This window comes from Hymenobacter citatus, assembly GCF_014333615.1.
Taxonomy (GTDB): Bacteria; Bacteroidota; Bacteroidia; order Cytophagales; family Hymenobacteraceae; genus Hymenobacter; species Hymenobacter citatus.
Window position 1 is genome coordinate 74,210 of record NZ_JACSCY010000011.1, and the last position, 20,732, is coordinate 94,941.

At 51.8% G+C, this 20,732-nt stretch carries 20 protein-coding genes and 4 tRNA genes; 4 read left to right on the top strand and 20 right to left on the bottom strand.

All coding sequences use genetic code 11. The features are described from left to right. Positions 1 to 267 precede the first annotated feature (267 nt). The 13 genes from rpoB to H8B15_RS14115 all read right to left on the bottom strand — a co-directional run bounded on the left by rpoB (position 268) and on the right by H8B15_RS14115 (position 12,214). Positions 268 to 4,134: a DNA-directed RNA polymerase subunit beta gene (gene rpoB / locus H8B15_RS14055; RefSeq protein ID WP_187320373.1), complete on the bottom strand. Its 3,867-nt coding sequence runs from the start codon at positions 4,132 to 4,134 to the stop codon at positions 268 to 270. Positions 4,135 to 4,353: 219 nt separating this feature from the next. Beyond that, positions 4,354 to 4,731, bottom strand: coding sequence for a 50S ribosomal protein L7/L12 (rplL, locus tag H8B15_RS14060; protein ID WP_187320314.1), 378 nt, complete (start codon positions 4,729 to 4,731; stop codon positions 4,354 to 4,356). A gap of 64 nt (positions 4,732 to 4,795) precedes the next feature. Next, positions 4,796 to 5,350 carry a 50S ribosomal protein L10 gene (rplJ, locus tag H8B15_RS14065; protein WP_187320315.1) on the bottom strand — a complete coding sequence of 185 codons (555 nt, stop codon included), beginning with the start codon at positions 5,348 to 5,350 and terminating at the stop codon, positions 4,796 to 4,798. Between the two features lie 17 nt (positions 5,351 to 5,367). Next, positions 5,368 to 6,063 carry a 50S ribosomal protein L1 gene (gene rplA, locus H8B15_RS14070; RefSeq protein ID WP_185281373.1) on the bottom strand — a complete coding sequence of 232 codons (696 nt, stop codon included), beginning with the start codon at positions 6,061 to 6,063 and terminating at the stop codon, positions 5,368 to 5,370. Positions 6,064 to 6,083: 20 nt separating this feature from the next. Next, positions 6,084 to 6,527, bottom strand: a complete 444-nt coding sequence (gene rplK / locus H8B15_RS14075; RefSeq protein WP_185281374.1) for a 50S ribosomal protein L11 — start codon at positions 6,525 to 6,527, stop codon at positions 6,084 to 6,086. Positions 6,528 to 6,652: 125 nt separating this feature from the next. Further along, a complete protein-coding gene (nusG, locus tag H8B15_RS14080) occupies positions 6,653 to 7,213 on the bottom strand; it encodes a transcription termination/antitermination protein NusG (protein WP_187320316.1) in 561 nt (186 codons plus the stop codon). Positions 7,214 to 7,225: 12 nt separating this feature from the next. Next, positions 7,226 to 7,420 (bottom strand): preprotein translocase subunit SecE, encoded by a 195-nt coding sequence (secE, locus tag H8B15_RS14085; RefSeq protein ID WP_185281376.1) that lies wholly within the window; start codon positions 7,418 to 7,420, stop codon positions 7,226 to 7,228. Positions 7,421 to 7,471: 51 nt separating this feature from the next. Further along, positions 7,472 to 7,542: transfer RNA gene (locus H8B15_RS14090), tRNA-Trp, on the bottom strand. Between the two features lie 114 nt (positions 7,543 to 7,656). Then, entirely contained in the window at positions 7,657 to 8,844 is a 1,188-nt protein-coding gene (gene tuf / locus H8B15_RS14095; protein ID WP_149069446.1) for an elongation factor Tu, read from the bottom strand. Positions 8,845 to 9,008: 164 nt separating this feature from the next. Next, positions 9,009 to 9,080, bottom strand: a tRNA-Thr gene (locus H8B15_RS14100). A gap of 85 nt (positions 9,081 to 9,165) precedes the next feature. Beyond that, positions 9,166 to 9,238, bottom strand: a tRNA-Gly gene (locus H8B15_RS14105). A gap of 66 nt (positions 9,239 to 9,304) precedes the next feature. Beyond that, positions 9,305 to 9,384, bottom strand: a tRNA-Tyr gene (locus H8B15_RS14110). A gap of 235 nt (positions 9,385 to 9,619) precedes the next feature. Further along, positions 9,620 to 12,214, bottom strand: a complete 2,595-nt coding sequence (locus H8B15_RS14115; RefSeq protein ID WP_187320317.1) for a M1 family aminopeptidase — start codon at positions 12,212 to 12,214, stop codon at positions 9,620 to 9,622. 100 nt (positions 12,215 to 12,314) lie between these two features. Here H8B15_RS14115 and H8B15_RS14120 point away from each other — a divergent pair, with 100 nt between their 5' ends. The 3 genes from H8B15_RS14120 to frr all read left to right on the top strand — a co-directional run bounded on the left by H8B15_RS14120 (position 12,315) and on the right by frr (position 14,307). Further along, complete coding sequence (locus H8B15_RS14120; RefSeq protein ID WP_187320318.1) at positions 12,315 to 12,818, top strand: acyl-CoA carboxylase biotin carboxyl carrier protein subunit; 504 nt, start codon at positions 12,315 to 12,317, stop codon at positions 12,816 to 12,818. Positions 12,819 to 12,880: 62 nt separating this feature from the next. After that, entirely contained in the window at positions 12,881 to 13,642 is a 762-nt protein-coding gene (gene pyrH, locus H8B15_RS14125) for a UMP kinase (protein WP_187320319.1), read from the top strand. Between the two features lie 101 nt (positions 13,643 to 13,743). Then, a complete protein-coding gene (frr, locus tag H8B15_RS14130; RefSeq protein ID WP_187320320.1) occupies positions 13,744 to 14,307 on the top strand; it encodes a ribosome recycling factor in 564 nt (187 codons plus the stop codon). 85 nt (positions 14,308 to 14,392) lie between these two features. On the opposite strand, the gene nadD is transcribed toward frr, so the two are convergent. The 7 genes from nadD to H8B15_RS14165 all read right to left on the bottom strand — a co-directional run bounded on the left by nadD (position 14,393) and on the right by H8B15_RS14165 (position 19,711). Next, positions 14,393 to 14,983, bottom strand: a complete 591-nt coding sequence (nadD, locus tag H8B15_RS14135) for a nicotinate (nicotinamide) nucleotide adenylyltransferase (protein ID WP_187320321.1) — start codon at positions 14,981 to 14,983, stop codon at positions 14,393 to 14,395. Continuing rightward, positions 14,980 to 15,564, bottom strand: a complete 585-nt coding sequence (gmk, locus tag H8B15_RS14140) for a guanylate kinase (RefSeq protein WP_187320322.1) — start codon at positions 15,562 to 15,564, stop codon at positions 14,980 to 14,982. Before gmk ends, nadD begins: the two co-directional genes overlap by 4 nt. 9 nt (positions 15,565 to 15,573) lie before the next feature. Further along, positions 15,574 to 15,858: a hypothetical protein gene (locus tag H8B15_RS14145; protein WP_187320323.1), complete on the bottom strand. Its 285-nt coding sequence runs from the start codon at positions 15,856 to 15,858 to the stop codon at positions 15,574 to 15,576. A gap of 16 nt (positions 15,859 to 15,874) precedes the next feature. Continuing rightward, complete coding sequence (locus tag H8B15_RS14150; RefSeq protein ID WP_187320324.1) at positions 15,875 to 16,522, bottom strand: sigma-70 family RNA polymerase sigma factor; 648 nt, start codon at positions 16,520 to 16,522, stop codon at positions 15,875 to 15,877. A gap of 84 nt (positions 16,523 to 16,606) precedes the next feature. Next, entirely contained in the window at positions 16,607 to 17,878 is a 1,272-nt protein-coding gene (locus H8B15_RS14155; RefSeq protein WP_187320325.1) for an O-antigen ligase family protein, read from the bottom strand. A 26-nt stretch (positions 17,879 to 17,904) separates the two neighbouring features. Further along, a complete protein-coding gene (locus H8B15_RS14160) occupies positions 17,905 to 18,951 on the bottom strand; it encodes a glycosyltransferase family 9 protein (protein ID WP_187320326.1) in 1,047 nt (348 codons plus the stop codon). Beyond that, positions 18,932 to 19,711 (bottom strand): glycosyltransferase family 2 protein, encoded by a 780-nt coding sequence (locus H8B15_RS14165; RefSeq protein ID WP_187320327.1) that lies wholly within the window; start codon positions 19,709 to 19,711, stop codon positions 18,932 to 18,934. The genes H8B15_RS14160 and H8B15_RS14165 overlap by 20 nt, the downstream gene beginning before the upstream one ends. Positions 19,712 to 19,843: 132 nt before the next feature. Between H8B15_RS14165 and H8B15_RS14170 the strand changes: the two genes are divergently transcribed. Next, positions 19,844 to 20,713, top strand: a complete 870-nt coding sequence (locus H8B15_RS14170) for an SDR family oxidoreductase (RefSeq protein ID WP_187320328.1) — start codon at positions 19,844 to 19,846, stop codon at positions 20,711 to 20,713. Positions 20,714 to 20,732: the final 19 nt, after the last annotated feature.

Sequence of the window (20,732 nt, forward strand, 5' to 3'; positions counted from 1 at the left end):
AGTTCGACTCTACGAAAAGTGCTCTGTGGGTCGGATAGGTACGCCACGCAGTAGGTTTTCGCCAGGTCTTATTAGTTAGTTGATTCAGAGACTGAATCGGATTGCGGCCAACCACCGCCGGAGGTTACTATTGTTCTGACCATATCTCGGAACAACGCCGGTAGCGGCTGTTATCGGTTTCCCGAACCACAGGCACTTTATACTATTCTAACTGACTTGAAAAGTGGCTGCCGATACCGAAGCATCAGCAGCCACTACTTTCAAACTTTAGTCGAGCGTGATTTCCAAAGCTAGACCGCGCAACTCGTGAATGAGTACGTTGAATGACTCAGGGATATTCGGCTTAGGCAGCACGTCGCCCTTTACAATGGCTTCGTACGCCTTAGCACGGCCAATCACGTCGTCCGACTTCACAGTGAGGATTTCCTGTAGCACATTGGATGCTCCGAAGGCTTCCAGTGCCCACACTTCCATCTCACCGAAACGCTGACCACCGAACTGTGCCTTACCACCCAGCGGCTGCTGCGTAATGAGAGAGTACGGCCCGATAGAACGAGCGTGCATCTTGTCGTCAACCAAGTGACCCAGCTTCAGCATGTAGATCACGCCTACCGTTACGGGCTGGTCAAACCGGTCACCCGATAAGCCATCGTGCAGATAAGCACGACCCCAATCAGGTAGGCCAGCCTCGGTCAGCTCTTTCGCTACTTCATCTTCGGTAGCACCGTCGAAAATTGGGGTAGCATAGGTGCGACCCATTTTCAAACCGGCCCAGCCAAGTACTGTCTCGTAGATCTGACCGATGTTCATGCGGCTTGGTACACCCAGCGGGTTCAGCACAATGTCCATCGGCGTGCCGTCGGGTAGGAAAGGCATGTCCTCGTCGCGCACGATACGGGCTACTACCCCCTTGTTACCGTGACGACCAGCCATCTTATCCCCTACCTTCAGTTTACGCTTTTTGGCGATGTATACCTTGGCCAACTGCACGATACCAGCGGGCAACTCGTCGCCTACCTCCAACGTAAACCGGTCACGCTTGAAGCGGGCCGTGATAGTGTTGCGGCGCTTCGCGTAGTTTTTCACTAGCTCAGCCAACATGCTGTTCACCTTCTCGTCAGCTGTCCAGCCTTCCAGAATAAGGTCTTTGAACATGTTCACCTCTTCCGGCACAGCGTAGTTGCTTTCATCCTTATAAGGGTTCTTGTCTGGGAAGAGAGCATCAGTGATATTCTTCTTGCCAAACTTGGCCCCCTTCGTCAGGATTTCATCGCCAAACTTATGCTTCACGCCCTGTGACGTTTTGCCGTCAAGCAATTGCACCAGCTTGTCGATCATCACCGCTTTCACGCCACGAAGCTCTTTCGCGTAAGAGTCCTTCAACTCTTCCACTTCCTTCTTCGACTTAGCGCGCAAATTCTTATCCTTCTTCGGACGCGAGAACAGCTTCGTGCCGATTACCACACCGTTTAAAGATGGTGGTGCCTTAAGCGAAGCGTCTTTCACATCGCCAGCCTTATCACCAAAGATGGCGCGGAGCAGCTTCTCTTCCGGGGTAGGATCAGTTTCACCTTTTGGTGTGATCTTACCGATAAGAATATCGCCTTCACGAACCTCAGCACCCAGACGGATAATACCGTTGTCGTCGAGGTTGCGTACAGCTTCTTCGCTTACGTTCGGAATCTCCGACGTTAGCTCTTCTTCGCCACGCTTGGTCTCACGTACCTCCAACTCGAATTCCTCAATGTGAATCGAGGTGAAGATATCGTCGCGCACTACCCGCTCCGAGATGACAATAGCATCCTCAAAGTTGTAACCCTGCCATGGCATAAAGGCCACTTGCATGTTGCGTCCTAGTGCCAGTTCGCCGTTGTTGGTGCCGTAACCCTCACACAGCGGCTCCCCTTTGCTCACGCGCTGACCGCGCTTCACGATAGGCGACAGGTTGATGCACGTATCCTGGTTCGTACGACGGAATTTGATTAAGTCGTACGTGATACGCTCCGCATCGAAGCTCACGAGAATGTCATCAGCCGTCAGATCATATTTCACAATGATCTTGTTGGCATCCACATAATCGATTATCCCGTCACCTTCGGCAACTACCAGCGTCCGCGAGTCGATGGCCACGCGGCCCTCCAGACCCGTGCCTACGATAGGCGCAGTGGCCTTCAGTAGCGGTACAGCCTGACGTTGCATGTTCGAGCCCATCAGGGCGCGGTTAGCATCGTCGTGCTCCAGGAACGGAATCAGCGAAGCAGCTACCGATACAATTTGGTTCGGCGCTACGTCCATATAGCTATACTCGTCGGGACCTACCACCGGGAAGTCACCTTCAAAACGACCTTTTACCAGCTCGTTCACGAAGTTACCCGACTCATCCAGGCGGGCGTTGGCCTGCGCGATGTGGTGGGTATCCTCTTCCTCAGCCGTCAGGTACTTCACGTTCTCGGTCATGTCGACCTTGCCGCTTTCTACCGTACGGTAGGGCGTCTCAATGAAGCCCATCGAGTTCACGCGAGCGTGCACGCACAGCGACGAAATCAGACCGATGTTCGGACCTTCCGGCGTTTCGATGGTGCACAAGCGACCGTAGTGCGTGTAGTGTACGTCACGTACCTCAAAACCAGCACGCTCCCGCGATAGACCTCCTGGCCCCAGTGCCGATACGCGACGCTTATGCGTCACCTCGGCCAGCGGGTTGGTTTGGTCCATAAACTGCGACAACTGGTTGGTACCGAAGAACGAGTTGATTACCGACGACAACGTCCGGGCGTTGATCAGATCAACTGGCTTGAAGTCCTCGTTGTCACGCACGTTCATGCGCTCCTTGATAGTACGCGCCATACGGGCCAAGCCTACCCCAAACTGGGCGTAGAGCTGCTCCCCTACCGTGCGTACGCGGCGGTTGCTCAAGTGGTCAATGTCATCGACAATGGCCTTCGAGTTGATCAACCCAATGAGGTATTTCACTATGAGTACGATGTCCTCATTGGTCAGCACGCGGGCTTCCCAGTTGGTATCGATACCCAGCTTCTTATTAATACGGTAGCGTCCTACGTCGCCGAGGTCGTAGCGCTTATCCGAGAAGAACAGTTTTTGGATGATGTCGCGAGCCGTCTCTTCGTCAGGAGCTTCCGTGTTACGGAGCTGACGATAGATTTGCTCTACGGCTTCCTTCTCCGAGTTCGAGTTGTCCTTCTGCAGCGTGTTGTAAATAATTGCGTAGTCCGCAATATTCACATTCTCGCGGTGCAGAATAACGGATTTCGTACCCGAGTTGATGATTGTGTCAATATCATCTTCTTCAATCGTCGAGTCACGTTCCAGCAATACCTCATTGCGGTCAATCGATACTACTTCACCGGTGTCTTCGTCTACGAAGTCCTCCGTCCAAGTGCGGAGCACCCGAGCTGCCAGTTTACGGCCTACTGCCTTCTTCAGGATTTTTTTATCGGCTTTCACTTCCTCCGACAGTCCGAACAAATCCAGAATGTCTTTGTCGGTACCATAGCCGATAGCACGCAGTAACGTAGTAACCGGAAATTTCTTCTTCCGGTCGATGTACGCGTACATCACGTTGTTCACGTCCGTGGCAAACTCAATCCACGAACCTTTAAACGGAATGATACGAGCAGAATATAGCTTCGTACCGTTCGTATGCTTGCTTTGCGCGAAGAATACGCCCGGCGAACGGTGCAACTGCGATACGATTACGCGCTCTGCACCATTGATAACGAAGGAGCCTTTTTCGGTCATGTATGGAATATTTCCCAAAAACACTTCCTGCTCAATCGTCTCAAAATCTTCGTTATCCGTATCATTACAGATAAGGCGCAACTTTGCCTTCAGTGGCACCGAATAAGTCAAGCCACGGTCAATACATTCATCCACCGAATACTTCGGTGGGTCAATGTGATAATCGATAAACTCCAGAACGAAGTTCTCGCGCGAGTCCGAAATAGGGAAGTTCTCCGCGAACACCTTGAACAACCCTTCATCGGTGCGGTTCTCGGCGGCCGTCTCCAACTGGAAGAAGTCCTGGAACGACTGCAACTGCACGTCCAGGAAATCCGGATACTCAATAACCTTTTTAATCTTGGCGAAGTTGATCCGCTCGTAGGCTTTCTGCAAAGCCGTTTCTTTCGGTGTAGCCAATGGGTAGGGGTTTATAAAATGGACACTGAGAGGGCACTTGATAACTAAACTACAGTCCTATGCGTTTAGCCACGAAAAGCCGCAAAGCGGCGCGTAAAAGGACTTTCGTAAAGTTTATTACCTACAAACAGGAAAAGACCTGGCTTAGTTGCCAGGCCTATCCTTATTTGTGAGGTAAGATGCTAGGCAGCAGAATTACTTAACTTCTACTTCAGCGCCAGCTTCTTCCAGTTGCTTCTTCAGCGAATCGGCTTCGTCCTTAGCTACGCCTTCTTTCAGAGGCTTGGGAGCACCGTCAACCAGTTCTTTGGCTTCTTTCAAGCCTAGGCCCGTCAGGTCTTTCACCAGCTTCACAACAGCCAGTTTCTGACCACCAGCAGCCTTCAGGATTACGTCGAACGACGTTTTCTCTTCAGGAGCTTCAGCAGCAGCAGCGCCACCACCAGCTACAGCTACGGGAGCAGCAGCAGCAGGCTCGATGCCGTACTCGTCTTTCAGGATAGTAGCCAGTTCGTTTACTTCTTTCACCGTCAGGCTAACGAGCTGCTCAGCGAATGCTTTCAAATCTGCCATTTCTGTAGATTGTTAAAAAAGAGTTGTTGAATTATAAATTGAAAGTGAAAAAGATGAGCAGCGGTTAGCCTGCAACCTCTTCTTTTTCGGAAAGCGTTTTGAGGAGACCAGCCAGAATGTTGCCACCGCTCGACAGAGCAGAAATAACATTTTTGGCAGGCGACTGCAGAAGGCCAATAACCTCGCCGATAAGCTCGTTTTTGCCTTTCAGCGTTGAGAGCGTATCCAACTGGTTAGCGCCGATGTAAATGCTTGCGTCAATGTAAGCACCCTTCAGCGCTGGCTTCGGTTCTACGTTCTTGCCGTAGTTCTGCGCCTTGTAGAAATCCTTCAGCAATTTGCCGGGAGCATTGCCTGCCTCTTTCGAAAACAGTACACCCGACTGACCTTTCAGAGCCACGTCCATTTCCGAAGTATCGCCACCGAGGGTATCGAGGGCTTTACGGATGAACGTATTCTTGTAGACCTTATATTCCAGACCGCGCGTGAAGCACAGGCGACGGAACTCGTTGATTTTTGCCACCGACATTCCCGAAGCATCGGCAATGTAGAACGCGTTGTGCGATTGAAACTTCTCGCTCAACTCGTCGACGAGGGCTTGTTTTTCTTCCCGGGTCATATCGTTTTGATTGTAGTTTAAGCGGAAGTAACCGAAGTATCAACCGGAACGGCTGGGCTCATCGTGCTCGACAGCGTGATGCTCTTAATGTAAGTTCCCTTAGCTGAAGATGGCTTCAGGCGCTGCAGCGTTTGAATAACCTCGATAGCGTTTTCAGCTAGCTTCTGATCATCAAACGATACTTTACCTACTGAGCAGTGAATAATACCCGTTTTATCAACTTTAAAGTCGATTTTACCAGCCTTCACTTCTTGTACTGCCTTCGCTACATCGGTTGTAACCGTACCCGACTTGGGGTTTGGCATCAGACCACGAGGACCCAATACCCGGCCTAGACGGCCAACCTTAGCCATTACAGCAGGCATGGTGATGATAACGTCGATGTCAGTCCAACCTTTCTCAATTTTCGAGATGTAGTCGTCCAGACCAACGAAATCAGCACCAGCAGCCGTAGCTTCAGCTTCCTTATCAGGAGTTACTAGGGCTAGTACACGAACAGTTTTACCAGTACCATGGGGCAACGTGGCTACACCACGCACCATTTGGTCGGCTTTACGGGGGTCAACGCCCAGACGAACATCGATATCAACAGAAGCGTCAAACTTGGTATAGGTGATATCCTTTACCACTTTAGCAGCTTCTACCAGATTACGAACCTGCGTCAGGTCGTGCTTAGCAAGGGCTTCCTTGCGCTTTTTGCTAACTTGTGCCATGTTGATTCTGCTTCGTTTAATTAGTTAGCGAAAGGAGAATCCCCTTTGATGGTGATACCCATGCTGCGAGCCGTGCCGGCTACCTGACGCATGGCTGCTTCCACTTCGAAAGCATTCAGGTCGGGCATTTTGGTTTCGGCAATGGTACGAACCTGGTCCCACGACACCGAGCCTACCTTGTTACGGTTGGGCTCTTTCGAACCGCTCTGGAGCTTTGCGGCATCCATCAGCAGTACAGGCACCGGTGGTGTTTTCACCACGAAGTCAAACGACTTATCGGTGTACATGGTAATCAGTACCGGACAAACTTGGCCAGCCTTATCTTGGGTCCGCGCATTGAACTGCTTGCAGAACTCCATGATGTTAAGGCCTTTGCTACCAAGTGCAGGTCCTACCGGCGGTGCAGGGTTTGCAGCGCCTCCCTTTATCTGAAGCTTCAGATAACCTCTAATTTCCTTGGCCATTTGGTTTAAAAAGGCTTCCGTTTCTTGCGTGGTAACACACGCGAAACGTCAGTTGAAAAGTGCTCCTATGTGGAAGCCCCGCCGGTCGGAGCGAATAACCAGCGACGTATTTTATATAGTCAGTACTAAGACTCTTTCTCTACCTGGGTATAACTCAACTCCATAGGAGTGCTACGGCCAAATATCTTCACGATAACGTTGAGCTTCTTCCGCTCTTCGAACACCTCGGAAACCGTACCAGAGAAGCCGTTGAAATTGGTATCTATGATTTTCACCAAGTCTCCTACGATGAATGGAGTTTCCAGCGTAGCTGTTTGCTCTTCCGTCTCGTCCACAATACCTAGAATACGGTTTACCTCTGACATACGAAGAGGCACTGGTTTGCCAGCTGTATTCTTACCCTCGTTTTCGCTGAGAAAACCAATCACACCAGGCGTGCTTGTGATGATGTGGTCCACTTCGCCATGCGACAAATCAGCATGAATCAGTATATAGCCAGGAAAGAAGTTACGCTCACGTACGCGCTTTTTACCATTGCGCATTTCGTAAACCTTCTCTGCTGGAATTAATACCTCAGGCACTAACTCAGAAAGGCCATGACGTCCTATCTCTGTTTCGAGATAGGTTTTGGCTTTCTTTTCCTGCCCGCTAACTGAGCGTACTACATACCATTTCAACTCTCCCATTTCTTCTACTACTTAACGGAACGAGTTGTAAAATGCTTCCAAACCTGTTTTGAAAATGATATCCATGATACCAACAACAGCAGCAAATACCAGCGAACCGATCAGCACTAGACCAGCGCTCTTCTGTAATTCCGAAGAAGTTGGCCACGTTACTTTGTAACGCATTTCCTCCGTGGTGTCGCTAAAGTATTTTGTCAGCTTGCTCATGGTTAGGACCGGGTTTGGCTGAAATAGATGTGGTCTGATGACCAAGTAAAGCACGGGCGGAGAGATTCGAACTCCCATCAAAGGTTTTGGAGACCTCTATTCTACCCTTGAACTACGCCCGTAGAATATTTCCCAGCAAACTTTCGTTTTAATTGGGAGTGCAAATGTACAGCAATCTATAGACAAAACAAATCCGCCCCCGAAAAAATCGGAGGCGGATTGTCTTATCTTAAAGATTAGTCGAGGATTTCGGTCACCTGACCGGCACCTACCGTACGGCCACCTTCGCGGATAGCGAAACGCAGACCTTTCTCCATCGCTACCTTGTTGATCAATTCAACCGTGATAGTGATGTTGTCGCCAGGCATTACCATTTCAACACCTTCGGGCAGGGTAATGATACCCGTAACGTCAGTGGTGCGCAGGTAGAACTGGGGACGGTAGTTGTTGAAGAACGGGGTGTGACGACCACCTTCTTCTTTCGACAGAACGTATACCTCAGCCTTGAACTTTTTGTGAGGAGTTACCGAACCGGGCTTGCAGATAACCATACCACGACGGATGGCTTCTTTCTCAATACCACGGAGCAGCAGACCTACGTTGTCACCAGCTTCGCCACGGTCCAGAATCTTACGGAACATCTCAACACCAGTCACAGTCGACTTCAGACCTTCAGCACCCATGCCGAGGATGTCAACTTGCTCACCCGAGTTGATGATACCACGCTCGATACGACCGGTAGCAACCGTACCACGACCCGTGATGGAGAATACGTCCTCTACGGGCATCAGGAAGGGCAGGTCGGTCAGACGAGCTGGGATTGGAATGTACGAGTCAACAGCGGCCATCAGTTCCTCAATCTTGGGAACCCAGTTAGCATCGCCATTCAAGCCACCCAGAGCCGAGCCTTGGATTACAGGAATGTTGTCACCGTCGAAGTCGTAGAACGACAGCAGCTCACGGATTTCCATTTCCACCAGCTCGAGGAGCTCGGGGTCATCCACCATGTCTACTTTGTTCATGAATACTACCAGCTGAGGAACACCTACCTGGCGAGCCAGCAGGATGTGCTCACGGGTTTGGGGCATCGGGCCATCGGTAGCAGCTACCACGAGGATAGCACCGTCCATCTGGGCAGCACCCGTTACCATGTTCTTCACGTAGTCAGCGTGACCAGGGCAGTCAACGTGTGCGTAGTGACGGTTTTCGGTAGCGTACTCTACGTGGGCAGTGTTGATCGTGATACCACGCTCTTTTTCTTCAGGAGCGTTGTCGATCGACGAGAAGTCACGCTTAGCGGCTAGACCTTTGTTCGCCAGTACCGTCGTGATAGCAGCAGTCAGGGTGGTTTTGCCGTGGTCGACGTGCCCGATCGTACCGATGTTCACGTGCGGTTTGGAACGATCAAAATTTTCTTTAGCCATTGTAAAGAGATTAGAGGAATTTTGTAGTGAAGTGGGAAAAACGTGGTGAAGCTATACTCAAAGAAAGCGAAACACAGCTCCGTTTAGTAGGGACTGCACGTCGCTTTACTCTATTCATAGCGCCAACTACTCAATTATTGCGCAAGTTGGTACTCGTCATTCTGAGCCATTTATGGGATTTGAACCCATGACCTCTTCCTTACCAAGGAAGTGCTCTACCACTGAGCTAAAACGGCTAATATTGTTTGAACCCTGAGCATCTTGCAGAGAATAGCAGGCTGCTTGATTGCTCAAGTTCACTTTTAACAGTGTAAAAGAAAGAGCGGGAGACGAGGTTCGAACCCGCGACCTGCAGCTTGGAAGGCTGCCGCTCTACCAACTGAGCTACTCCCGCGTAGAAGCAATTTAATGATTTAGTACTTGAGCGCTTTCACTCAAGTACTAAATCATTATTTCACTGTGGGGGTAACAGGACTCGAACCTATGAACCCGAAGGAGGTGAGTTACAGTCACCCGCAATTGCCGCTATGCGATACCCCCAGTTAAAGGCGCTCCGTCTGAGCTACTTTTTCATCCTTTTGATTCTATCGTTGTGCGGTATCTTTCAAAAGGAGTTGCAAAATTAACGGGTTTCTGATGTAAGTCAAGCCCTACTTCCAGAAAGAGCTAATATTTTTTTGTTACTACCGTTCTTATTTTCCTTTGCACGAGTGATAAGACTTTGATTATGTTTTAGATGCTGCATTGTTTCACCTGCTACTAACAATCTGAAAAATTATTGCAACATCGTATAGATAGTAGCTAGGTTCTTATCCTTTTCGCGGCTGCGGATGTCTTGCAAGGTGAGTTTTACACTTGGGCTGCTCGCTACCAGCATACTCAATCCCTTATATGCTCCAAGTCGGGCGTATTGATTGGGGTAGGAACGGGCAATTGCTTCGAGGCGTGCAATGCCTTTATCGCGTTCCACTGGAGGCATGCGTAGCATTAGCGCAGCAAAGTTTTGTAAAAACTGATATAGCGCTTCATTGCGCACATCGTTGCTTCGCCGCAAGAACCACTCATATTGGTCCGCTGTACCGTTGAGAGCGAAGTAGTTGGATACCGCATCTATAAGCGCGGCATTTTTAGTTTCCTGAAGCGCCGTCACCTCTTTTAGTGAAGTGACGGTAGGCGCTTTGGTTAAAGCGTTAACAGCTGCACTTGCTACTACATAAGAACTGTCTGTAAGAGCAGCAGTGTATAGCTGGCCGTAGTCTTCATTCTGAAAGGCAGCTAAAGAATTGATAGCGGCAGCTCTTACTTGGGTTCTAGAGTCGTTGGCGGCTACCCTCTGTAAATCTTTCCGTACAGCAGTACCTTCTGAGCCTTTATAGCGTCGCAACGCTTCTACGGCTGTTTGCCGCACGGCCCAGAAGTCGTCGCTCAGCGCATTGCGCAACATGGCACTTACGGGCAACTCCATTGTCTTACCGCGCAGAAGTGTAATAGCTTCATACTTCTGCAGGAAGTTTTGTGCGTGGTAGAATTGATACAGTAGTTCCTCTGTAGAGCGCTCTTCCTCTATTTCACCCAAGAGCTGTCCGGCGGCATCAAACTTTACCAAAGTAGGGCGTTGAGTGACTGGCAAGGCGAATGTTTGATCCGCTTTGGTGACTGTAATGCGATGATTAACAGGTTGATTGTTAACCCATGTGGTAACCGTGACAGGCAGCTGATAAATAGGTGAGAAAGTGGAATCCTGTACTTGTCGCACACGCAATGCCACCTGATTACCGGAATACGAATGCGTAATTTGTAACTCAGGATGCCCCCGCTTCAGAAACCATTGATCAAAAAACCACATTAAATCTTCGCCTGTTACTTCTTCAAAGGCAAGCCGAAGCTCTGCTATTTCTACAGACGAAAGCTTATTGCGCGTCAGGTAACGGTTAAGTGAAGCGAAAAAGGCTTCGTCGCCCACGTATTGCCGCAGCATATGTAGTACCCGCCCTCCTTTGCTGTAGGAATGCCGGTCGAACATATCTTCTCGGTCGGCATAGTGGTAGCGAATGAGAGGCTCGCGTTTGGTCTGAGACTCTTCTAGGTAGGCGGTTAGCGCTTTTTGCTGTACTAGAGCTGCTTCAGCCGAGCCGTATTTGTGTTCGGCCCATAGGAACTCAGAATAATCAGCAAAGGCCTCATTGAGTGGCAGGTTGGACCAAGACTCGCTGGTTACGTAATCGCCAAACCATTGGTGAAATAGCTCGTGTGCCACCACGGATTCTGGTTCGTAGGTGATATCCAGCAGTTCGCGCGGCGTAAACTGAGTAAGCTTATCCTGAAACGTAGAAGCAGTCGTGTTTTCCATCGCCCCCGATACAAAATCGTGTACGGCTACCTGTGCATATTTCTCCCAAGGAAACTCTACCCCTAGCTTAGTTGAAAAAAACTCCAGCATTTCGGGTGTATGACCGAAGACAGCCTTTGCCGTGGTGCTATAGGGTGGATCTACGAAGTACTCAACGGCTTTGCCTCGCCACGTATCACTAACTACAGCAAACTCGCCTACAGCCAGCATAGTAAGGTAGGGAGCAGCGGGCAGGGTTTGCTTCCAAATGTCTGTGCGGGTTCCATCCGCGTTTTTTCGGGATGAAATCAACAGGCCATTGGACATAGTGCGAAACTTATCCTCCACCGTCAGCGCAATTTCCTGAGTCATGCGCTGGTTGGGCTTGTCGATGGTAGGAAACCAGGCTGAATTCGCCTCAGTTTCGCCCTGCGTCCAGATCTGCCGAGGCTTGGTCTTATCGGCACCGAGTGGGTTGATGAAGTACAACCCCTTGTTGTTGGTAATAGCTGCGCTGCCGCTCGCTGGTAACTCGTTAGGCTTGGCAACGTAGCTGATTCGCACTTGGTAGGCCTCCGTGCGGGGGTAACTACGATCCAGCGTTACTGTTAGCTTTTGTTTATCGTAGGCGTAGGTTAGGTTTTTTTCCTTGCCATTTACTAATAGCCGTACCGATTTAACGTCGAAGCCCTTGGCATCAAGCACCACTTGGTTTTGAGGGTAGAAGTGCGGCCGCAAGGTAAGCGTAGCCGTGCCCAGCAGCCACTGCTTTGCCCAGTCGAAACGCACATCGAGCTTGGTGTCCAGCACGTTGGTAACGACAGTAGCCGCTGGTTGCACCGGATTGTCTGGTGGGAGCCACGAAGGAATGATAACAATATTCTGTTTCGGCGCGGCTACCGGAGCCTCATTAGCGGCCGGTGTTTTATGGCGCGCGCCATTCTTATCGGTATCTGATTTTCCGGCTTTGCCCGTCTGGGCCAAAGTAAGGCCATTATGAAGCAGCACTACGCTAAGCAAGCCAAGAACTCGGTACTTCATGTAACTAATCAACGAGGGGATGAAACCTCAATTTCTGAATTTATTTCAAATTTGGCCTATCTTTAAGCCCCTTTAGCTCGTCCTATTTCTTCCTTCTTTTATGCTACAGGTACAGACCGGTCCGGCCCAAAACTGGGAAGTTGATTTCCGTGCCAACGACAACATTTTGCTGAACGGTGAGCCTTTTGCATGGGACATTGTAGCACTCGGCCAACAACGATACCACATTTTGTATCGAGGCAGTTCTTTTGTTGCGGAAGTGTTGGAGGCAGACTATGCTACCAAGATAATTCGTTTGCAACTCAACGGCCAAATAGTAGAGATACAGGCAAAAGACCGCTTCGACCTGCTACTAGACAAGTTGGGAATGAGCGCTGCGGCCAGTCAAAAAATAAATGAGTTGAAGGCACCCATGCCGGGCCTGATTGTAGACGTGCGTGTGACTTCGGGACAATCTGTCCAGAAAGGCGATCCGCTGTTGGTGCTGGAGGCCATGAAGATGGAGAATATTCTGAAAGCTCCCGGCGATGGCACCATAGCGGCCATTAAGGTGCAGCTGCGCGATAACGTCACGAAGGGACAGGTATTGATTCAATTTTCGTAATGCAGTGGCCGATGGATGCTCTCTATCGGCCACTCATTTTTTAATCTTAACATTTCCTCGTTTTGAAGTACAACCGAATCCTGCTGAAACTGAGCGGCGAGGCTCTCATGGGGGAGCAACAGTATGGTATTGACGCCGTACGCCTCATGCAGTATGCCGAAGAAATAAAAGCCGTAGCGGCCACGGGCACACAGGTAGCCGTAGTGATTGGTGGGGGCAACATTTTTCGGGGAGTGCAGGCCGCGGCTTTCGGCCTCGACCGGGTGCAAGGCGACTACATGGGTATGCTGGCTACCGTCATCAACTCGATGGCGCTGCAAAGCGCGTTGGAGAAACTGGACGTAAGCACGCGCTTGCTCTCGGGACTTACGATCCAGCAAGTGTGTGAGCCCTACCTGCGGCGGCGGGCATTGCGGCACTTGGAAAAAGGTCGGGTTGTGATTTTTGGTGCGGGCATTGGCTCTCCCTACTTCACCACGGACTCGGCGGCCTCGTTGCGTGCAATTGAGATAGAAGCCAATGTAGTACTGAAAGGCACCCGTGTAGACGGCATTTACACGGCTGACCCCGAGAAAGATCCTACGGCGGTGCGCTACCCAGAAATCACCTTTGACGAGGTGATGGCCAAAAATCTGAACGTAATGGACATGACGGCCTTTACGCTGTGCAAGGAGAATAACCTGCCTATTATCGTGTTCGACATGAACAAAACCGGCAATTTACAGCGCCTTATCGAAGGGGATACGATAGGCACGTTGGTAACCATGGATGGCCCTAGTACCGTACAGAATCCCGGTGACAGCGAATTGAAGCCTACCCTGTAACTCCATACACTGCCGTTGAAAACGGACGGTTATCCACCTTTGCGGCTTTTCCACGCAATACGGTCATCGGTTTTAACATTTCAACTTAACACTCTTAACCAATGGACGAAGAAATTCAGTTTTACCTAAGCGAAGCCGAGGAATCGATGGGCAAAGCCCTGGAACACACTGGCGTGGAACTAAGCCGCATTCGGGCAGGGAAAGCCAGTCCGGCCATGCTTGATTCGCTGCGGGTAGACTATTATGGCACGCCTACCCCCGTGGCACAGGTAGCCAACATTTCGACGCCGGATGCCCGCACACTGTTCATCAAGCCCTGGGAGAAGAACATGATTAGCGAGGTAGCCAAAGCTATTAAGAATAGCGACCTGGGTCTCAACCCACAATCTGATGCGGAAGGTGTACGGCTCAATATTCCACCTATGACGCAAGAGCGTCGCCGCGACTTGGTGAAGCAGGTAAAAAACGAATCGGAAAGCGGCAAAGTACGCATCCGGGGTATTCGCAAGGATGTGAACGACTCGCTACGCAAACTACTGAAAGAAGGTGCTTCTGAAGATGCCATTAAAGATGCCGAAGCGAAGGTGCAGAAGGCCACCGATTCCTACATTGTACGGGTAGATGAACTCGTCAGCAAGAAGGAGGCAGAAATTATGACTATCTGATGACGCTTTTACGTCAATGAAAAAGCCCCCGCACTGAGTAGTGCGGGGGCTTTTTCATAAAAAACTTTTTTGAGCTTTTGCTACTTTATTCTTGCCAATAGTGCTTCTCTTGAATGCGCTTCTCCACTTCGGCAGGTACTAAATAGCGGATCGATTTACCTGCTCGCACACAATCGCGCACAAAAGTGGCCGATATATCCAGCAACGGCGCATCTACGATGCGCACATTTGCCGGGCTGACTATTGTGGTAGCCTCAATACCCGGCCGTGGATACACGTAGATTTCGTACTCGGCTATAATCCGGTCAGCAGCTTTCCAGCGGGGTAGGCCGGGCAGGTTGTCTTCTCCCATCAGCAGCACAAATCGATGATGGGGGTAGTGCTGATGCAATTCCTCCAGCGTATCAATGGTGTAGTTTGGCTTAGACATAGAAAACTCCACGTCTGAAACTCGCAATTGGTCATTGCCTGCAATGGCTGCTTCCACCAGTTCATACCGAGCACGCTCTGGCAGTAGCTCCTGGCCTACCTTAAAGGGACTCTGAGGTGACACAACCAGCCACACCGCGTCGAGGTCGGTGTGCGTGGCCATAAAATGCGCCAGGATAAGGTGCCCAGTGTGAATGGGGTTGAAGGAACCAAACAACAGGCCTACCTTCGGGGCAACGGCACTCACAGCACGTCGGGAGAGGTAGCAATGAAATTGCGCACCAGTCGTTCCGCTTCATCCGTAGCCTCGTCCAAGTCATCGTTGACAACGGTTACATCGAACCGGTCTTCAAACGTCAACTCAAATTCAGCCTTATACAAACGGCTGGAAATGCTGGCGGCCGAATCGGTAGCGCGGCCGCGCAAACGAGCCTCTAAGGCCTCCACAGAAGGCGGTTTCACAAAAATGGCCAACGCCCGGTCTTTATAGAACTCCTTGATGCTGAGCCCACCCTTTACATCCACGTCCAAAATGGCGTGGCGGCCGGTGGACCAAATCCGCTCAATTTCCGATTTCAGAGTGCCGTAAAAAGCACCTTCGTACACCTCCTCCCACTCCACAAATTCATCGTGTCGGATTTTCTCCTGGAACTCCGTCACGGAAATGAAGTGGTAGTCCTTGCCGTTGGCTTCAGTACGACCACGCCGGTCGCGTGTGCACGCTGAAATAGAGAAGCTTAGCTCCGGAATCCTATCCATGAGCCGGTGAACAATCGTGGTTTTACCGGCTCCGGAAGGCGCTGAAAAGACAATAATTTTACCCTGCATCGGGCAAAATTAGGCCATTTTCACTTGCAAACGATTCATAATAGTTTCAGGCAACGAAGAAGGAGCACCTTTACGGCCTACATGCTGCGCCAAGAAGTCGATGAAGATGTGCTGCTTATCGATGCTATCGAAGCAGGGCGAACAATCTTCGGCATGGCTGATGAAGTACTCTTCATCTTCCAGGGTAGGGTCGTTGCCCACAATAATTTGGTCGAGAATCGTGTTTACACGTTCACAATCGGGGCCATCAGTAGCAGTGGCCTGGGAGACTAGGGGCGTAGCAGTTGGTTTCATAACAGTGCCTGAAAGGTTATTCTGAGGGGTTATCTTCAATGTCTTCATCTGCCGCATCGTTGGAGTTGCCATAGCCCATTGTTTTGGCATATTTTTCAAGTTTTTCCTTCAAGAAGTTTCGGGCGCGGTGCAAACGCGACCGAACCGTTCCGATAGGAATGTCCAGTACTTTCGCCATTTCTTCGTAGGTGAACCCTTCCAGGTCACAGAGAATGATGACGGTGCGAAAATCCACGGGCAACGAGTTGAGCGCGCGGGCTACCTCATCGCCGATGAGGTCACGCACGGCTTGCTGCCGCATGTCCGACGAGGTGCTACCCGCGTCGCCCTCGGCCTCCACGTCTTCCGAATTGTAATAGCTCTCAATTTCGTTGTAGTCGACCTTGGCGGGCTGCTTACTCTTTTTTCGAAAGTCGTTGATGAACGAGTTTTTCAGGATGCGGAACAGCCATGCTTTGGCGTTGGTTCCCTGCTCGAAGTACTCGAAGAAGCGGTAGGCCTTCAAATAGGTCTCCTGGACGAGGTCGTTGGCATCGTCTTCGTCAAGCGTAAGGCGGTAGGCGAAATTGTACAAAGAGTCGATTACCGGCATCAGTTCAGCCTGAAACCGTCGGTCTTTCTCTTCTTTGCTCAATTTGGGTACCCGTTCGGAAGAATCGCTCATTAGACTGAAAAATTACGGCTTAAAATGCAAAAAAAGTACGCAGACAGAAAACAAATGGATGGATTAACCTTCCCGGGTAGATCATTATTTTGTTAAATCTGCACTCTGTCGCTCTGTCGCCACCAACAAAAAGCCGTAGCAGAACACGAAGAGATTAAAGCTGATCTGAATTTCCAGCAAGGAATCGACTAACATGGCGGCGCCTTGAATGAGTAGGAAATTATACACGTACGGATTACGACGCAGGGCAGGTTGTGCTAATGGTCCCAACAGGACCAGCAGCCACAAGGCTAAGCCCAGAAATCCTCCGCTCAGCAAGAAGTGCAGATACTGATTGTGCACCATAACCCGATTGATGGGTAGCAATCCGAACGAGTGTAGGCTGTATTGCATCATCATTTCGTCGGTGGCATCGGCTGCGCCTACCCCCAGCCACGGATTATTGCGTGCTACCGCTGTGGCTGTGTGCCAGGCAGCCAGACGTTTCGCCAGGGAGTAGTTGTTGATATCTTCTTTCCAATCGAACTGCTCAATATCGTATTGGCTATCTGCTATCTGTCGGGATACGGATGGAATAGTGTAGTAAGCTGCCACCGGAGCGGCTACCAGCAATACCAGCAGCACTACCCCCAGCTTCCACCAGCGCCTGCTTGCCAGCAAGCGTAGGGTATTGCACGAAAGCATTGCATAAAAGGCCAGCAGGCCCGTACGGTACACAAGTACGTGCAGAATCAGGGCACTTATAAAAGCACTTATCCACAACAGCCAGCGGCTACCCAAGGTGCGGGCATTTTGCCCCAGCAAGACACCAAAAGCACACGCCATTGCCAGCATCACGCCGAAATGGATGTGAAAAATACCCGTTACGGATTGCAGGTTGGTTGCTTCACGCAGTTCCTCGTTGCCATTGCTGGGAGAAAGCCAGTAGCGCCCGGCTGTAGCCAAACCAATAGCTGTGATGCCTACCGTAAATGCTACCCCTACCCAATAGCGTTGCCGCGGACGAAGGGGCACAGCCAACGCAAAAGCCAGCGGAATGGCCAGGAAGGGCAGTTTGCGGTATAACTCGTGGCGCCAGACGGCCCAGGCGCTGGTGTATAGCCCACTGCATAGTAGCAGTGCATACAGCGAGGCCAGCCACCAGGCACTTTGGTTGCGTAGCCAGACCGGCACAGCTGCTCGCAGGGTAGGATTGGTTAGTGCCGCTACCACGCCCACCACCGGGCTGATGGCAACCAGTGCACGGGATGCCAGCAACCCGGCTACGCCAGCCAAACATGCCAGCAGCAGCAGATATTGAGAAAGAAGTCCTTGCTGATAGAAGTATTTCAGCCGCTGCATTGCTAATACGCGCATAGAGCCGCAAATAACACAGCAAATGCTTACAAAACTGTATCAGCGGCTGGCAGCGGCTGCCAATCTGCTACCGTCTCCAGTACCTGTATGGGTAGCAATGCCTTGATGCAGGTGCACGTAGCGGGCTGGCTACGGCAATCTGTACAATTGGGGCGGTCGAAGACCAGGTAGTTGGCGTGCGGCCCCAGGGGTGCCCAACGGCCGGGGTGCATGGGCCTGATGGGTGGGTAGAGGCCTAGCGCATGGCGGCCCAGCGCCGCGGCCAGATGCAGTGGCCCGGTGCTACCCGCCACCAGTCCATCGGCGGCGGCGATGAAGGCAATGAACTGCGGTAAGCTAAGCTGGCCTGTGAGGTCGGCGGCCAGGTAGGGCTGATGCTCTTGTAGCCACTCAGCCAACTCCGCGCCTTCGGCGGCGGTGCCAGTCACCCATACGCGGTGCCCGGCTGCGTGGAGCAGTCGGGCCAGCTCACCAAAGTGAGGCAGGCCCCATTCGCGGGCGCTTCCGCGGCTGCGCGGGTGCAAAATGACGTTGAGTTGGCCTGGACGACGCGCGTGCACTAACTCTTGTATAGCAGTTGGCACTGGTACCCGCGGTTGCAGACGCATCCACTCCCCTACCCTATCCAGAGGCAAATCGGGTAGGTAGCCTAGCGGCTTCAACAGGTGCAGATTGAGCTGGGCCTCATGCAGTGCCGAATTCCGACGGCTTAGAGCCACCAGCTTTGTGCACGTCAGCCAATGAAACCATCGATTGCGAGTACCTATGCGCACCGGAATATTTGCCAACCGCGTTAACTGAGCTACTGCTTTATTGGGAAAGACGTGCAGTACGACATCTGCCTGCACCTGCCGAACCTGCTGCACTTGCGCAGCCAGCGGTAGCGCCAGCAGCTCATCAAAATTGAGAAAACTATCTACCCAGGGGCAGGCGTCGGCAACGGCTTGCGTGTAGGTGCGGCCCAGCAGCACTACCCGGCACCCTGGAAACGTCTGCTTCAGCCAGCCGGCTACGGGAAGCGTGAGCACCACATCGCCAATGGCATCGGTGCGGCTAATGAGGAAGGTTTTCATGGGTAGAGGCACGGGTACGCAGCTTGGCAAATTTCAGAAATACGCCCCAGGCAGAAATGGTAGCGATGCTTAACCCAGCAAAGCCATCCAGAAAACCCAGCCGCAACACGTAGCCATGCACGAATTTCCAGATAGGTTTCAGCACCAATTGAAACGGAGTAACCCGCGTTTTACCACGCAGAGCTAGCTCTTCGGCCGCAATGCTGGTGAAGCGATTTAGCTGCGCCACATGCTGCTCTACTGATGTATACGAGTAGTGTAATAGGTCGCCCGCCAACTCCCCTACCGACTGAAACGGTTTTTCGATGAACTGCTCGTGCAGCAACAGGCCCTGCCAGCTACCCAGGCGCCGGTCGTAGAGGCGCAGCTTGCGGTCGGGGTACCAGCCGCCGTGGCGTACCCAGGTGCCGCAGTAGTTGGTGAGGCGCTTGAGGGTGAAGCCTGCTACGGGCGGCCAATTGGCTTTCACTTGCCGGATGCTCTGGCGCAGCTCGTCGGTCAGCACCTCGTCGGCATCCAGTTGCAGCACGTGGTCGTACCGGGCCTGGGCGGTGGCGTAGTTTTTCTGCTCCACGTAGCCGGCGAATTCGTGCTGTACAACTCGTGCGCCGTGCTCCTCGCAGATGGCTACGGTGCGGTCCGTAGAGTACGAGTCGACCACCACTACCTCATCGGCCACACCCTGTACTGCTTCTAGGCAGCGGGCAATATTAGCTTCTTCGTTGAAGGTGATGATGACAACCGAAAGCGAGATGGACATAAGCAGGGCAAATATCGGAAATAGCCTCGGCTCCCTGGCAGAGCAGAACAGGTTTCCGACGCAAACCTAACCAATAGCGGCCGGCGGCGCGTACACTTCTGCACAGAACCTCATCCTTATATCCTTTGCTTCATGACCAGCTTACAAGACAAAACTATTCTCGTAACGGGCGCTACTTCCGGTATTGGTCAGATTACGGCGCAGGAACTCGCCAAACAGGGCGCCTACGTGGTACTGCTGGCTCGCAACCCCGACAAAGCCGAGCAGGCACGCCGCGACATTGTTGCCGCCGCGGGCCACGACCGGGTAGGCATTCTGCTGGCTGATCTTTCCGATTTGGACCAAGTACGCAAAGCCGCTGCGCAGTTCAAGGCCACCTACCCCCGCCTCGATGTGCTGGTAAATAATGCAGGTTTATTACCGAAGAAAGAACGCGAAACTTCTGCCCAAGGGTATGAAATGGGTGTGGCAGTAAACCACTTAGGCCCCTTTCTGCTGACCAGCTTGTTGCTACCCATGCTCCAGGCAAGTCCTGCGGCACGCATCGTGAATGTAGCATCGGAGGCCTACCATTTTGCCAAGCCTGATCTGGCTGATTTTCAGTCGGAGCAGCACTTCAGCGCGTTGCGGGTGTACAGCAACACGAAGCTCTACAACATCATGTTCACGCAGGAACTGGCGCGGCGCCTACGCAGCCACGGCATTCGCAACGTGACCACCAACGTGTTGCACCCCGGCGCCGTAGCCAGCAGCTTTGGTGGCGACAGCACCGGGCTGATGGGTATTGCCATGTTGGTAGCGCGGCCCTTCATGATTTCGCCGGAGCAAGGCGCCCAAACCAGCATCTTTCTGGCTTCCGATCCGTCGGTGGCCGATATTAGCGGTGGCTACTATGATAAGAAGCAGACCAAAGCGGTGAAGCACTCCTTCAACACGGTGGAACACGCCCGGCAGCTGTGGAAAATCAGCGAGGAACTGACGGATACGCAGTTTTTGGACTAACCGCCAGCTATTCTTGCCG